Annotated in this window: 14 protein-coding genes and 1 pseudogene; 9 read left to right on the top strand and 6 right to left on the bottom strand. The window is 32.8% G+C overall.

Features of this window, described 5'->3' with window-relative positions; all coding sequences use genetic code 11:
- Window positions 1–169: pseudogene (locus tag ACXQH5_RS08855) on the top strand (IS5/IS1182 family transposase); the annotation flags it as partial.
- A 55-nt stretch (window positions 170–224) separates the two neighbouring features.
- On the opposite strand, the gene serA reads toward ACXQH5_RS08855, so the two are convergent.
- From serA to ACXQH5_RS08840, 3 genes are all read right to left on the bottom strand, one after another.
- On the bottom strand, window positions 225–1,829 hold the full coding sequence (gene serA / locus ACXQH5_RS08850) for a phosphoglycerate dehydrogenase (RefSeq protein WP_000808838.1): 1,605 nt from the start codon (window positions 1,827–1,829) through the stop codon (window positions 225–227).
- On the bottom strand, window positions 1,816–2,976 hold the full coding sequence (locus ACXQH5_RS08845) for a pyridoxal-phosphate-dependent aminotransferase family protein (RefSeq protein ID WP_000291428.1): 1,161 nt from the start codon (window positions 2,974–2,976) through the stop codon (window positions 1,816–1,818). Before ACXQH5_RS08845 ends, serA begins: the two co-directional genes overlap by 14 nt.
- A gap of 113 nt (window positions 2,977–3,089) precedes the next feature.
- On the bottom strand, window positions 3,090–3,536 hold the full coding sequence (locus tag ACXQH5_RS08840; protein ID WP_000553932.1) for an OsmC family protein: 447 nt from the start codon (window positions 3,534–3,536) through the stop codon (window positions 3,090–3,092).
- A gap of 79 nt (window positions 3,537–3,615) precedes the next feature.
- Between ACXQH5_RS08840 and ACXQH5_RS08835 the strand changes: the two genes are divergently transcribed.
- Window positions 3,616–4,359 (top strand): glycerophosphodiester phosphodiesterase, encoded by a 744-nt coding sequence (locus ACXQH5_RS08835; protein ID WP_000174273.1) that lies wholly within the window; start codon window positions 3,616–3,618, stop codon window positions 4,357–4,359.
- Window positions 4,360–4,574: 215 nt separating this feature from the next.
- Here ACXQH5_RS08835 and rpsD read toward each other — a convergent pair whose 3' ends face one another.
- Both rpsD and ACXQH5_RS08825 read right to left on the bottom strand, forming a co-directional pair.
- Window positions 4,575–5,177, bottom strand: coding sequence for a 30S ribosomal protein S4 (gene rpsD, locus ACXQH5_RS08830; protein WP_000090512.1), 603 nt, complete (start codon window positions 5,175–5,177; stop codon window positions 4,575–4,577).
- Window positions 5,178–5,420: 243 nt separating this feature from the next.
- Window positions 5,421–5,885, bottom strand: a complete 465-nt coding sequence (locus ACXQH5_RS08825) for a GAF domain-containing protein (RefSeq protein WP_000207856.1) — start codon at window positions 5,883–5,885, stop codon at window positions 5,421–5,423.
- A gap of 136 nt (window positions 5,886–6,021) precedes the next feature.
- Here ACXQH5_RS08825 and ezrA point away from each other — a divergent pair, with 136 nt between their 5' ends.
- From ezrA to ACXQH5_RS08790, 7 genes are all read left to right on the top strand, one after another.
- A complete protein-coding gene (gene ezrA / locus ACXQH5_RS08820; RefSeq protein ID WP_000244865.1) occupies window positions 6,022–7,716 on the top strand; it encodes a septation ring formation regulator EzrA in 1,695 nt (564 codons plus the stop codon).
- 319 nt (window positions 7,717–8,035) lie between these two features.
- Window positions 8,036–9,184 (top strand): cysteine desulfurase family protein, encoded by a 1,149-nt coding sequence (locus ACXQH5_RS08815; RefSeq protein ID WP_078065175.1) that lies wholly within the window; start codon window positions 8,036–8,038, stop codon window positions 9,182–9,184.
- The gene (gene thiI, locus ACXQH5_RS08810) at window positions 9,184–10,407 is read left to right on the top strand and encodes a tRNA uracil 4-sulfurtransferase ThiI (RefSeq protein ID WP_000872649.1); all 1,224 of its coding nucleotides are present in this window, start codon (window positions 9,184–9,186) and stop codon (window positions 10,405–10,407) included. The genes ACXQH5_RS08815 and thiI overlap by 1 nt, the downstream gene beginning before the upstream one ends.
- A 43-nt stretch (window positions 10,408–10,450) precedes the next feature.
- Window positions 10,451–11,221 carry a sulfite exporter TauE/SafE family protein gene (locus ACXQH5_RS08805; RefSeq protein WP_000365324.1) on the top strand — a complete coding sequence of 257 codons (771 nt, stop codon included), beginning with the start codon at window positions 10,451–10,453 and terminating at the stop codon, window positions 11,219–11,221.
- Window positions 11,222–11,318: 97 nt separating this feature from the next.
- Entirely contained in the window at window positions 11,319–11,813 is a 495-nt protein-coding gene (gene tpx / locus ACXQH5_RS08800; protein ID WP_000136257.1) for a thiol peroxidase, read from the top strand.
- Window positions 11,814–11,935: 122 nt separating this feature from the next.
- Window positions 11,936–12,883, top strand: coding sequence for a class I SAM-dependent methyltransferase (locus ACXQH5_RS08795; RefSeq protein ID WP_000840587.1), 948 nt, complete (start codon window positions 11,936–11,938; stop codon window positions 12,881–12,883).
- Between the two features lie 87 nt (window positions 12,884–12,970).
- Window positions 12,971–14,173, top strand: coding sequence for an acetate kinase (locus tag ACXQH5_RS08790; RefSeq protein WP_000040069.1), 1,203 nt, complete (start codon window positions 12,971–12,973; stop codon window positions 14,171–14,173).
- Window positions 14,174–14,418: 245 nt separating this feature from the next.
- On the opposite strand, the gene ACXQH5_RS08785 is transcribed toward ACXQH5_RS08790, so the two are convergent.
- On the bottom strand, window positions 14,419–14,919 hold the full coding sequence (locus ACXQH5_RS08785; RefSeq protein WP_000634175.1) for a universal stress protein: 501 nt from the start codon (window positions 14,917–14,919) through the stop codon (window positions 14,419–14,421).
- Between the last annotated feature and the right edge of the window lie 139 nt (window positions 14,920–15,058).

The following is a 15,058-nucleotide window of genomic DNA, read 5'->3' as shown; positions in this document are numbered from 1 at the left end:
AATGTCAGTTCGAGGAATAAATAAAGTTAAACGAGAGCTAGGTTTTGTATTAATGGCACTTAATATAAGGAAAATAGCAGCTCAACGAGCTGTACATTATAAAATACATATCAAAAAAGCTGATTTCTATCAAATAATTAATAGAAATCAGCTTTTTTACATTGCCTAAGAACTTAATGTCCCAAGCCAATGTCTTCTTGGCATTTTGAATTTACATAAATAGTTTATGACTGTACCGTCAATTCAGTTGTGAAAATTTGATTGTATTCACCAACTTGTTTAAGTTTATCAATTATATTGTTTGAAACAGGTTGATCAACGGATAAAATCATTAGCGCATCTCCGCCCGCTTCAGTTCTACCTAAAGTCATAGATGCAATGTTGATATTGTATTTACCTAACAATGCGCCAGTTTTACCTACCATACCCGGGGTATCATTATGATATGACACAATTTGATATTGATTTGGCTTTAAGTCTACAGAAAAATTATTAATTCTAACAATTCTTGGACCGAAACCTGTAAAGACAGAAGCGCCAACTTTAACGGAATCGCTATCGTTTGATAGTTCTACCTCTAAGTAGTTACTAAAACCTGTCTCTGCTTTATTATTTTCAATATTTAATGTCACTTGTTGTTGATTTAACAGCATTAGAGCATTGATAATATTGACTTCAGGACCAAGATCATCTTTTAAAATATGAGTAATAATTGTACGTGTTAATAAACTACTATCAATAGAGGCTAAGTCGCCACCGTATGTAATTTTAATAGAGCTTGGTGCATTATACATTAATTGAATAGCTAATTCACCAACTGTTTGGCTTAAATTGATGAATGATTTTACAGTATCATCTATATTGCTTAAGTCCATTTTAGGTGCATTCACTGCATGCGTTACAGTACCATCAATTAAAATTTCGATGATTTCATTTGAAACAGAAATTGCCACTTTTTCTTGAGCTTCGACTGTTGAAGCACCCAAATGAGGTGTAACAATAATTTTATCATGTGCAACAAGAGGCGAATCAGTTGCAGGTTCATGTTCAAACACATCGATAGCTGCCCGACTAATTTGTCCTTCGTCTAATGCTTTTATTAACGCCTTTTCATCAATAATACCACCACGTGCCACATTGATTATTTGCAAACTAGGTTTTGCTTTGGCAAAAAAGTCAGCATTAATTAAGCCTTTTGTTTTAGGTGTTAGTGGTGTATGCAATGTAACGAAATCAGAATGTTGGGCAATCTCATCAACTGTTGCCTTCGTAATGCTTAAAGATTTTGCTTTTTCATCCGTTAAGTAAGGGTCAAAAGCTAGTATTTTCATTCCGAAACTTTGCGCACGTTTAGCAACACCTAAACCAATTCTACCAGCACCAATGACACCTAATGTTTTATGATAAAGCTCAGTACCTTTAAATGCATTTCGATTCCATTCTTTATTTGTAAGTGATTGGTGTGCTTGCGGAATATTTCGAGCCATTGATAATAACATTGCTAGTGAATGTTCAGTAGCTGAAATCGTATTACCATCTGGGGCATTAATAACTAAAATACCTTTTAATGTTGCAGCATCAATATTAATATTATCTACACCAACACCGGCGCGTGCGATTACTTTTAAAGAATCAGCAGCATTTATGATATTTTCAGTAACCGTAGTTTGACTACGAACGATTAAAGCATGGTATGAAGGTATAATTTTGATTAATGCTTCTTCGGACAAGCCAGTTTGAATATCTACATTGAATTGTTCGTGATCTAATAATGCTTTGATACCATCTTTTGATATAGGATCTGCAACGAGTACATTAAATTGCTTCATGAATAACCTCCATATATTTTGATATACCTTTACCGATATAGTTAACTTTACGGTGTTCAGTTAAAATAATTTCTAAAGCAGATACTACCGATAAAATATCGAAAGGACTAATTTTCCCCATATGACCAATTCTTAAAATTTGACCTTTAAGATGGCCTTGACCACCAGCAATTGTTATTTTAAAGCGATTTTTAAGTTCATCTTTGATTATTTTCACTTCATCATTTGTGTTAGGTTTGAATGCCGTAACCGTTGGAGATGCATCTTTATCATTGACTAATAAAGTTAAATCTAATGCTTTTAAGGCGCTTCTTAATGCATTTCTAATTGCGTAGTGTCGTGCTATTACGTGATTGAAACCTTCTGCTTTTACGGTTTCAACGTATGCATTTACACCTCTAAATAAAGACACATTTGGTGTGAACGGTGTAGAATTGTCAGCTTGTGACGAAATGTATTTATTTAAGTCTAGATAAAATTTTGGTGTAGTTACTTCTTTGAAACGTTCTTTTGCACGGTGGCTATAAGCTACAAAAGCTAATCCTGGAGGTAACATAATTGCTTTTTGACTACCAGAAACAAGTACATCAATTTTATCTTTGTTAATGTCAACATCAACAGCACCAATGCAACTTACGCCGTCAACTACAAAATAAATATTACTATTAAATTGATTGATGGCATTTCCTAACTCGTGAATAGGGTGTAGCACTGTCGTAGATGTTTCGCAATATTGACTAAATACTGCTTTAACTTCAACATTTAAAGTTGAAAGGAAATTGATGAAATCTTTGACATCTACAGCTTCTCCCCATGTTACGTCATAAATGTGCACATTTTTGTAATAAGTTTGTGCAGTTTGTTTAAATCGGTTACCAAAGGCACCTGAAACAATGACAACGAAGTGATCTTCAGGGTTTACAATGTTCAGCATACTAGCTTCTAAGACGCTTGTACCGCTAGATGTTAAAATAAGTACATCATTTTGACTCCCAAATATTGGCTTTAGACCTTGAAATGCTTGTTGTGCGATGTCTTCAAAATCTTTAGAACGATGACCAACCATAGGTGCTTGAATTTCTCTCATAATGGCATCAGGTACAGGGGTTGGGCCAGGTGTTAATAACAACGGTTGATGATAATACATTTATATGCCTCCTATAAATAAGATTTCACTATTTTAGCAAATTTCTGAAAATTTAAAAGCCTAAAAATAGTGATAACACTATATTGTCGAACAAATGTTATCACTTAACGATTTTATTTGGCCTGAATGATGGGATAGATTTTTATGTCCACATTATTTCTTACAGCATTTGAAATCATGCAATTATTATCTGCAATTGTTATCAATTTTGGTAATCGCTTTTCTAATTGTGCTATTTGATCACTTGGAATTTCAATGTGAGGATGGTGCACAATTTTTGACATACTGAATTTTCCATTATTTAAACAAGCTGTTCCAATCGATTGTTGTTCAATTGAAATATCTGTGAACTTTGCACGTTCAAGAGTAGCTGCTAATGAGATGATATAACATGATGAAGCGGCTGATACTAACATTTCATCGGGATTTGTTCCTATACCAACACCACCTAAAGAAGCAGGTATTGAAATATTCTCTGAAAGTATGTCGCCTCGAACGTTTCCGACATTGTTACGACCACCTTGCCAAGAAGTTTGGACTTTAAAGTCATGTTGATGCAATTGCTTTAACCTCCAATATAATTGTGATAGTTTAATTTTAGAATAGTTTATCAAAGTTTAACAGAAAGGTGACTTATCAATGACTCTGAATAAACTGAAAGATGAATTACAAATTGTTTCGCACCGTGGATTGCCGAGTGATTTTCCTGAAAATACAATGGTCGGTTATCGAGAGGTAATGGGGCTCAATGTTGCTATGTTAGAAATAGATGTTCATTTGACCAAAGACCAACATTTTGTTGTGATACATGATGAAACAATTGATAGAACATCGGATGGTAAGGGGCGTATTGCTGATTACACATTATCGCAATTAAAATCATTTGATTTTGGTATTTATAAAGATGTTGCTTTTAAGGGAGAACGAATACCCACGTTAGATGAAGTACTTTCATTATGCTTAAAGTTTGATAAAAAGCTATTGATCGAATTGAAAAGTCCGAATTTATATCCAGGAATAGAATGTAAATTGCTGGCATTTTTGGAAGAAAAGAAAGTCGATGCGACACAAGTAGTTATACAATCTTTTGATATCGAATGCATTGAAAAGTTAAACACATTAGGCAGTATATATGAATTAGGTGTGCTTTGTAGTAAACGTAAGTATTGGTATAAAAAGCCAAACTTTTCAAGAATTGCTCAAATTGCTAGTTATGTTAATCCTAATTATGCATTAGTGACCAGAAAATTTGTTGATGAAGCACATCATCATCAATTACAAGTTATGCCATACACAGTTAATAAATTGAAAACTGGAGAAAAATTAAGACAAATGGGTGTAGATGGATTAATTACAGATAATCCGAAATTATTTATTAAGTGAGACGATGAAAGGTTATTTGATAGAGGGATGAGGATTCGTATATCGCAATTGATAATTTTAAAAAGTAATGATGAAATACTATAGATAATTCAACAAATAAGACTTGTAAATTCTAAGTTGATTGTAAAATAGGGTAACTCCATATAATCTTGAATCTATCATTTTTAAATTAATAAAAAAACACCCACAATTGTGGGTGTTTGTATTGAACGGTATTATCTTGAGTAGTACTCAACGATTAATTGTTCGTTAATTTCAGCAGGTAATTCGCTACGTTCTGGTAAACGTACGAAAGTACCAGTTAAGCTGTCAGCATCAAAGTTTAAGTACTCAGGTACGAAATTGTTGATTTCAACTGATTCAACGATGATGTTTAATTTTTGAGATTTTTCACGAACTGAAATTGTTTGACCAGGTTTAACAGAATAAGATGGAATATCAACACGTTTACCATCTACTAAGATATGACCGTGGTTAACTAATTGACGTGCTTGACGACGAGTACGAGCTAAACCTAATGAATAAACAACAGCGTCTAAACGACTTGCTAATAAGATCATGAAGTTTTCACCGTGTACACCGAATTTTTTACCAGCGATGTCAAATGTGTTACGGAATTGTCTTTCAGTCATTCCATATAAGTAACGTAATTTTTGTTTTTCACGTAATTGTAAACCATATTCTGATAATTTTTTACGTTGGTTTGGACCATGTTGTCCTGGTGCGTAAGGACGTTTTTCTAATTCTTTACCAGTACCGCTTAAAGAGATACCTAAACGACGAGATTTTTTCCAGTTTGAACCTCTGAATCGAGCCATAATAAGACTCCTCCTTTAATTCTTTTTTGTTGTTATGAATAAACAAAAAAGAGTGTTGCATGCTTACTAAGATATATTGTTTTATGTGTCTTCACCTTATAGCGACAGTTACGTGACACGTCCGCATTGGGAACAACATAGCGCTCAATAATATACAACTGCTACTTTCGTTAATTCACACAAAATTTATTGTAACATTTTCCTGCTAACTGTCAACACTTTATTGAAAATGCTGATGTCCTTTTATGCGAGTTGCTTTTCAATAATTTTAACAATTGCTTCAAGATGTTCCTTGTCATTGTCATCAAATCGATTCCTTATAGGGGCATCGATATCTAAGACACCGATAATTTTATCATCTTTGAAAATTGGAACGACAATTTCAGACTTACTATTAGCATCACAAGCGATATGTCCTTCGAATTGATGAACATCAGCTACAACTTGTGTACGACGTTCTGAAACGGCTGTACCACATACACCTTTTCCAATTGGAATGTGGACACAAGCTGGGTGTCCTTGGAAAGGTCCAAGTATAAGTTCATTTTGTTCCAATAAGTAAAAGCCGACCCAATTAATTTGATCTAGATTATCATTTAATAATGCAGACATGTTACTTAAAATAGCAATCATGTGATGTTCACCTTCAATAAGGCTTGCTGCTTGTTTCTTTAATAATGTGTAGTTTGTTGGGTTAATTGTTGTCATATTTAAAACCTCTTATTTTCATAGATTTTATAATAGTATAGAATTTCGAAAATATTATGGCAATAAATTCATTTTATAATTTATCCTTAAGCAAAATTACGTTATAATAGTAATGATAAATTAGGAGGAGAAGCATATGGTGTTATATATCATTTTGGCAATAATTGTGATTATATTGATTGCTGTAGGTGTATTATTCTATTTACGTTCAAATAAACGACAAATTATTGAAAAAGCAATCGAACGTAAAAATGAAATTGAGACGTTACCTTTTGATCAAAACCTTGCACAATTATCTAAGTTGAATTTAAAAGGTGAAACAAAAACGAAATACGATGCAATGAAAAAGGACAACGTAGAAAGTACAAATAAGTATCTAGCTCCTGTGGAAGAAAAAATCCATAATGCTGAGGCTTTATTAGATAAATTTAGTTTCAACGCATCTCAAAGTGAAATTGATGATGCAAATGAGTTGATGGATAGTTACGAACAAAGCTATCAGCAACAATTAGAAGATGTAAATGAAATTATTGCGTTATACAAAGATAATGATGAATTATATGACAAATGTAAGGTTGATTATCGTGAAATGAAACGTGATGTTTTAGCAAATCGTCATCAATTTGGTGAGGCAGCAAGTCTTCTTGAAACTGAAATTGAAAAATTTGAGCCAAGGTTAGAGCAATATGAAGTACTAAAAGCTGATGGTAATTATGTACAAGCGCACAACCATATAGCTGCCTTGAATGAACAAATGAAACAGCTAAGATCTTATATGGAAGAAATACCAGAATTAATTAGAGAAACTCAAAAAGAATTGCCTGGTCAATTCCAAGATTTAAAATATGGTTGCCGTGATCTTAAAGTTGAAGGGTATGATCTGGATCACGTAAAAGTAGACAGTACATTACAAAGCTTAAAAACAGAGCTTAGTTTTGTTGAACCATTAATTAGCCGCTTAGAATTAGAAGAAGCTAATGATAAACTAGCTAATATCAATGATAAGTTAGATGACATGTATGATTTAATTGAACATGAAGTTAAAGCTAAAAATGATGTCGAAGAAACAAAAGATATCATTACGGATAACTTATTCAAAGCTAAAGACATGAATTATACATTGCAAACAGAAATTGAATATGTACGTGAAAACTACTATATAAATGAATCTGATGCTCAAAGTGTTCGTCAATTTGAAAATGAAATTCAAAGTTTAATTTCTGTATATGATGATATTTTAAAAGAAATGTCTAAATCTGCTGTACGATATAGCGAGGTTCAGGATAATTTACAATATTTAGAAGATCATGTCACAGTTATTAATGACAAACAAGAAAAGCTACAAAATCATCTAATTCAATTGCGTGAAGATGAAGCAGAAGCAGAAGACAATCTGCTACGAGTACAATCGAAGAAAGAAGAAGTGTATCGTCGATTACTTGCTTCTAACTTAACAAGCGTTCCTGAAAGGTTTATCATCATGAAAAATGAAATTGATCATGAAGTTCGTGATGTTAACGAACAATTTAGTGAACGTCCAATACACGTTAAACAGTTAAAAGATAAAGTGTCTAAAATTGTGATTCAAATGAATACATTTGAAGATGAAGCAAATGATGTTCTTGTTAATGCTGTTTATGCAGAGAAATTAATTCAATATGGAAATAGATATCGTAAGGACTATAGCAATGTTGATAAGAGCTTAAATGAAGCTGAACGATTATTTAAAAATAATCGCTATAAGCGTGCGATTGAAATTGCAGAGCAAGCTCTTGAAAGTGTTGAGCCAGGTGTCACTAAACATATTGAAGAAGAAGTTATTAAGCAATAGCATTTATTAAACTTAATCGTATTTTACGAAGTGATAGGAGTTAGCCAACTGTATGTTGTCTAGCTTCTTTTTTATATGGATATATGAAAGGGAGAATCAATTTAGCAATCGTTTTAAGATAAATGTCATTCAATGTGATGGTTGAATTAATGTAGGTAGTGAAAATGCATCGTTCTATGTATTGAGTGAAATAGTTCAATTCATATTAAAATGGGTGGAAAAATGATTAATTTCTGCTATAGCCTTTATTTTTTATGTGATAATAGTATAATGCTTGAGTAAAAACAATTTTAAAAGATTGATGATTAATGAAAGAGAAGTGTTTATTTTGATATATCTAGATAATGCGGCAACGACGAAAGCATTTGAAGAAGTGTTATATACTTATTTAAAAGTAAATCAATCAATGTATGTTAATCCTAATAGTCCGCATAAAGCTGGTTTGCAGGCAAATCAATTATTACAGCAAGCAAAAGCTCAAATAAATGATATGGTCAATACTAATATGACATATGATGTTGTTTTCACTAGCGGTGCAACGGAATCTAATAATATCGCGCTTAAAGGTGTGGCTTATCGTAAATTTGATACAGCAAGAGAAATAATTACATCTGTTTTAGAACATCCGTCTGTTTTAGAAGTTGTCAGATATTTGGAAGAGCGCGAAGGCTTTAAAGTTAAATATGTTGATGTAACAAAAGATGGCACTATTGATTTGCAACATTTTAACGATTTAATGTCCGATAAAGTCGGTTTAGTAACATGTATGTATGTAAATAATGTGACAGGTCAAATTCAACCCATTCCAAAGATGGCTGAAACGTTAAAAAATTATCCTAAAGCACATTTTCATGTAGATGCGGTTCAAGCGTTTGGTAAAGTAGCTATGGATTTAACAAATGTAGATAGTATTAGTTTAAGTGGACACAAGTTTAATGGTTTAAAAGGTCAAGGCGTTTTACTTGTAAATCACATTCAAAATGTTGAACCGACTGTCCATGGTGGTGGTCAAGAATATGGCGTTAGAAGTGGAACAGTTAATTTGCCAAATGATATTGCAATGGTTAAAGCGATGAAGATAGCTAATGAAAACCTTGAAGCATTGAATGCATTTGTTACTGAGATAAATAATGACGTCCGTCAATTTTTAAATAAGTATCATGGAGTTTATATTAATTCTTCAACTTCAGGTTCACCATTCGTTTTAAATATTAGTTTTCCTGGCGTAAAAGGTGAAGTATTAGTTAATGCTTTTTCAAAATATGACATTATGATATCTACGACGAGTGCTTGTTCATCTAAACGTAATAAATTAAATGAAGTATTGGCTGCAATGGGATTATCAGACAAGTCTATTGAAGGTAGTATAAGATTATCATTTGGGGCTACTACAACTAAAGAAGATATAGCAAGGTTTAAAGAAATATTTATAATCATTTATGAGGAAATTAAGGAGTTGCTAAAATAATGAAGTATGATCACTTGCTTGTTAGATACGGGGAGTTAACATTAAAGGGTTCAAATAGAAAGAAATTTGTAAATCAATTAAGAAATAATGTAAATAAGTCATTAAAAGGACTTGATGGGTTTGTCGTTAAAGGCAAACGAGATCGTATGTATATTGAACTTGAAGATCATGCAGATATAAATGAAATAACATATCGATTATCAAAAATTTTCGGTATTAAATCAATTAGTCCGGTGCTAAAAATTGAGAAAACAATAGAAGCTATGCGTGAAGCAGCAATTAAGTTTGCACAAACATTTGAAAATGACAGTACATTTAAAATTGATGTAAAGCGGGCTGACAAAAATTATCCAATGGATACGTATGAATTACAGCGTGAATTGGGTGGTGCAGTATTGAAGCACTTCGACAATATTTCAGTGAATGTTAAACGACCAGATCATGAAATTAGAGTAGAAGTTAGATTAGATGCAATTTATATGTATGAAGAAGTGGTAGCTGGTGCTGGTGGTTTACCAGTAGGTACAGGTGGTAAAACGTTGCTAATGCTTTCAGGAGGCATAGACTCACCAGTTGCTGGGATGGAAGTGATGAGACGAGGCGTAACAATTGAAGCGATTCATTTCCATAGTCCACCATTTACAAGTGATCAAGCAAAAGAAAAAGTTATTGAATTGACACGTATTTTAGCTGAACGTGTTGGACCAATTAAATTGCATATTGTACCATTTACAGAATTGCAAAAACAGGTAAATAAAGTTGTACATCCAAGATATACAATGACTTCAACGAGACGTATGATGATGCGTGTTGCTGATAAATTAGTACATCAAATAGGGGCTTTAGCTATTGTAAATGGTGAAAACCTAGGGCAGGTAGCTAGTCAAACACTTCATAGCATGTATGCAATTAATAATGTGACGTCTACCCCTGTATTACGTCCTTTATTAACTTACGATAAAGAAGAAATTATTATTAAATCGAAAGAAATTGGTACATTTGAAACATCTATTCAACCATTTGAAGATTGTTGTACAATTTTCACCCCTAAAAATCCAGTAACCGAACCAAACTTTGATAAGGTAGTTCAATATGAAAGTGTCTTTGATTTTGAAGAGATGATTAATCGTGCTGTTGAAAATATTGAAACACTTGAAATAACTAGTGATTATAAAACTATTAAAGAACAGCAAACAAACCAATTAATAAACGACTTTTTATAAATAAAATCCTAGAGTAAATTTAAACATAAGGGGATGTTAAACTATGGATTTGAACTTAACGATGATTATAATCATAATTTTATTTGGTTTTATCGCGGCGTTTATAGATTCGGTTGTAGGGGGTGGCGGTTTAATTTCTACGCCAGCATTATTAGCAATCGGTCTACCACCATCTGTGGCTTTAGGTACAAATAAATTGGCAAGTTCATTTGGTTCTTTAACTAGTACGATAAAGTTTATAAGGTCCGGTAAAGTGGACTTATATGTTGTTGCCAAATTATTTGGTTTTGTATTTTTGGCATCTGCATGTGGAGCATATATTGCAACGATGGTTCCGTCACAAATATTGAAACCTTTAATCATTATTGCACTTTCGTCGGTGTTTATATTCACATTACTTAAAAAAGATTGGGGCAATACACGTACGTTTACTCAATTTACATTTAAGAAAGCCATACTATTTGCAGCACTTTTTATATTAATCGGCTTTTATGATGGATTTGTAGGTGGGGGAACAGGTTCATTTATGCTTTTTGTATTGTTAGTCTTTGGTTTTGATTTTTTAAGTGCTGCAGGAAATGCTAAAGTTTTGAACTTTGCTTCTAATATAGGTGCGCTTGTATTATTTATGGTATTAGGACAAGTAGATTATGTAATAGGTTTAATTATGGCTACAAGCATGATTGCTGGGTCATATACTGGGGCTCATTTTGCTATCAAACAAGGTGTTGGCTATGTAAAAGTATTATTTATTATTATTACTGCGATTTTAATTTTAAAAAATGCTTTTGATTATATTCAACAATTTGTATAAAATTAAATTTGCTTTTGATTAAAGCATGAAAATTGTAATCAAACCATAAATTGTCGTATGATGTAGTTAGAATTTTAAAATGCAGGAGGTCAAGTATATGACTGAAATAACATTCAAAGGTGGACCAATCCACTTAAAAGGTCAACAAATTAATGAAGGTGATTTTGCACCTGATTTTACAGTGTTAGATAATGACTTAAATCAAGTAACATTAGCAGATTATGCTGGTAAAAAGAAATTAATTAGTGTGGTACCATCAATTGATACAGGTGTTTGTGATCAGCAGACTCGCAAATTCAACTCTGAAGCTTCTAAAGAAGAGGGGATTGTGCTTACAATCTCAGCAGACTTACCATTCGCACAAAAAAGATGGTGCGCGTCTGCAGGTTTAGACAATGTCATTACATTAAGTGACCACCGTGACTTATCATTTGGTGAAAACTATGGCGTTGTTATGGAAGAACTTCGCTTATTAGCTCGTGCAGTATTTGTATTAGATGCAGATAATAAAGTTGTTTATAAAGAAATCGTTAGTGAAGGTACTGATTTCCCAGATTTTGATGCTGCTTTAGCTGCATACAAAAATATTTAATCATTAAAGAGATAAATCTTAAAATGTATACATCGTGTCCATCGTTGTCAACAGCATTAAAATAGAATTGTTTTCTATGATTGCTAAGACCTATGGGCACTTTTTATTGGAGAGGGACGAATATGGCAGAACAACAAACAATTATGGAACGCTTGTTTCATACATTAGATGAAAAAGCTAAAACATTAAATAATGAAAATGGCCAAAGTTTTATTGAAAATCTTGGACTAGCAATGGAACAAGTATATACCAATGAAAGAGGATTGTTAGAACAATCGACGTTACAAGATCGACGTAAAGCATTCCAATTTGCATATTTAAGTTTAATGCAGGAAGAAAAGATACAAGCAAATCATCAAATTACACCAGATTCAATTGGCTTGATACTAGGATTTTTAGTTGAGCGTTTTATGAACAACCAAGAAGAATTACATATTGTTGATATTGCAAGTGGTGTCGGTCATTTAAGTGCTACTGTAAAAGAAGTGTTACCTGAAATTGCGGTTATGCATCATTTAATTGAAGTTGATCCAGTTTTATCACGTGTTAGTGTACATTTAGCAAACTTCTTAGAAATTCCTTTCGATGTGTATCCTCAAGATGCCATTATGCCACTACCATTAGAAGAAGCAGATATCGTTATTGGTGATTTTCCAGTAGGCTATTATCCAATTGATGAAAGAAGTAAGGAGTTTAAGCTAGGTTTCGAAAAAGGACATAGTTATTCACATTATTTATTAATAGAACAAGCAATAAATGCATTAAAAGATGCTGGATATGCCTTTCTAGTGGTACCGAGTAATATTTTTACAGGCGAACATGTAAAACAGCTTGAAAAATATATTGCAACAGAGACAGAGATGCAAGCATTTTTAAATTTACCACCAACTTTATTTAAAAATGAAAAAGCGCGAAAATCTATATTAATTTTACAAAAGAAAAAATCGGGTGAAACAAAGCCAGTTGAAGTATTATTGGCAAATATTCCTGATTTCAAAAATCCTTCACAATTTCAAGGATTTATGACAGAGTTAAATCAGTGGATGGACACAAATCGTCCTAAAAAATAATCTGTAATAGTATAGTCATAAAACTGTATGAATGATAAAATGAGAAATGAAATAGTATAAAAAGCAAACGATGGAGGATCATTACTTATGTCAAAATTAATCTTGGCTATCAATGCTGGTAGTTCATCATTAAAATTTCAATTAATTAGAATGCCTGAAGAGGAATTAGTAACAAAAGGTTTAGTAGAAAGAATCGGATTGAAGGATTCAATTTTTACAATTGAAGTCAACGGGGAAAAAGTTAAAACAGTACAAGATATCAAGGATCACGTTGAGGCAGTTGATATCATGTTGGATGCTTTTAAAGCGCACAATATTATTAATGATATTAACGATATCGATGGAACAGGTCACCGTGTTGTACATGGTGGTGAAAAATTCCCTGAATCAGTAGCTATTACTGACGAGGTTGAAAAGGAAATTGAAGAATTAAGCGAATTAGCACCGCTTCACAACCCAGCTAACTTGATGGGTATTCGTGCTTTCCGTAAATTATTACCAAATATCCCTCATGTGGCAATTTTTGATACAGCATTCCATCAAACAATGCCTGAAAAAGCATATCTATATAGCTTGCCATATCATTATTATAAAGATTATGGCATTCGTAAGTATGGTTTCCATGGTACAAGCCATAAATTTGTATCACAAAGAGCGGCAGAAATGTTAGATAAGCCAATTGAAGATTTACGTATTATTTCATGTCACATTGGTAATGGAGCATCAATTGCAGCGATCGATGGCGGTAAATCTATTGATACATCAATGGGCTTCACACCACTTGCTGGTGTAACAATGGGTACTCGTTCTGGTAATATTGACCCTGCTTTAATTCCATTTATTATGGAAAAAACTGGTAAAACTGCTGAACAAGTATTGGAAATCTTAAACAAAGAGTCAGGTTTATTAGGATTATCAGGTACATCTAGTGATTTACGTGACTTATCAGAAGAAGCTGAATCAGGTAAAGCACGTTCACAAATGGCTTTAGATGTATTTGCTTCTAAAATTCACAAATATATTGGATCATATGCTGCGAGAATGCATGGTGTTGATGTTATCGTATTTACAGCAGGTATCGGTGAAAACTCAGTAGAAATTCGTGCGAAAGTTCTTGAAGGCTTAGAATTTATGGGTGTTTATTGGGATCCTAAGAAAAATGAAAACTTACTACGTGGTAAAGAAGGATTTATTAACTATCCTCATTCACCAGTTAAAGTTGTCGTTATTCCAACAGATGAAGAAAGTATGATTGCCCGTGATGTTATGACATTCGGTGGTTTAAAATAATTTTTTAATAAATATTAAGCGTCTATCTCCGCTACAATTATATGTAGGAGGTAGACGCTTTTTGTATTGTTTGAAAATTAACTAGTGTAATGTCTCTTTTCGCGAATATCTTAAAAATTGAGTAGTCGAAGAAGATTATGAAAACATTATTAAATGAGTTTTATTTATAAACAATAAAAAAACCAAGTGCAGACAGTTGCACTTGGTTCATAATGATCAAGTAGTTATCTAATGATCATCTATATTTAATTTTGATATTTTTCACGTAATTGAGTTGTTGCAACTTGTGGTTGGAAGTCTGCTGGTAACTCTTCAGTACGAACAACTAACACGTCACATGGTGCATGACGAACGATAGATTCTGATACAGAACCAACAATAAATCTTTCCACGGCATTTAAGCCTGATGTACCACTCATAATCAAGTCTGCATTAATTTCATGTGCAAGCTTTTTAGGAATGATAGATTTAGGAGAGCCAAACTCTAGACGCGTTTCTACATCTTTAACACCAGCGTTAGTAGCTACTTCTTTATAACCATTTAATAATTCTTCTGCAAAATGCTTAGATTTTTCAGTAAATTGAGCATCATAAACTTCATAAGAAGAATATGTTCTTGAATCAATTACATTCACAATTGTTAACTTCGCATCGTTACGTTTAGCAACACCAACTGCTCTGTTAAATGCCCATTCCGCTTCATGTGAACCGTCAACTGCGATTAAAATATTTTTGTAAGTAATCATAGTAAGTGCCTCCTTGTTCTTTCTTAATTATATTTTACCACAATTTTCGGAAAAGTCAGTGTAATAACCTTTACAATTTTGTGGATTTTTGATTGCGCTTTCAAAATGTTCGCGTTAAGATGATTATGGAGGTGGATGG

Source organism: Staphylococcus sp. SA22 (genome assembly GCF_054165785.1).
The sequence above is the reverse complement of the archived record's forward strand: the minus strand, read 5'-3'. Positions and strand labels throughout refer to the sequence as shown.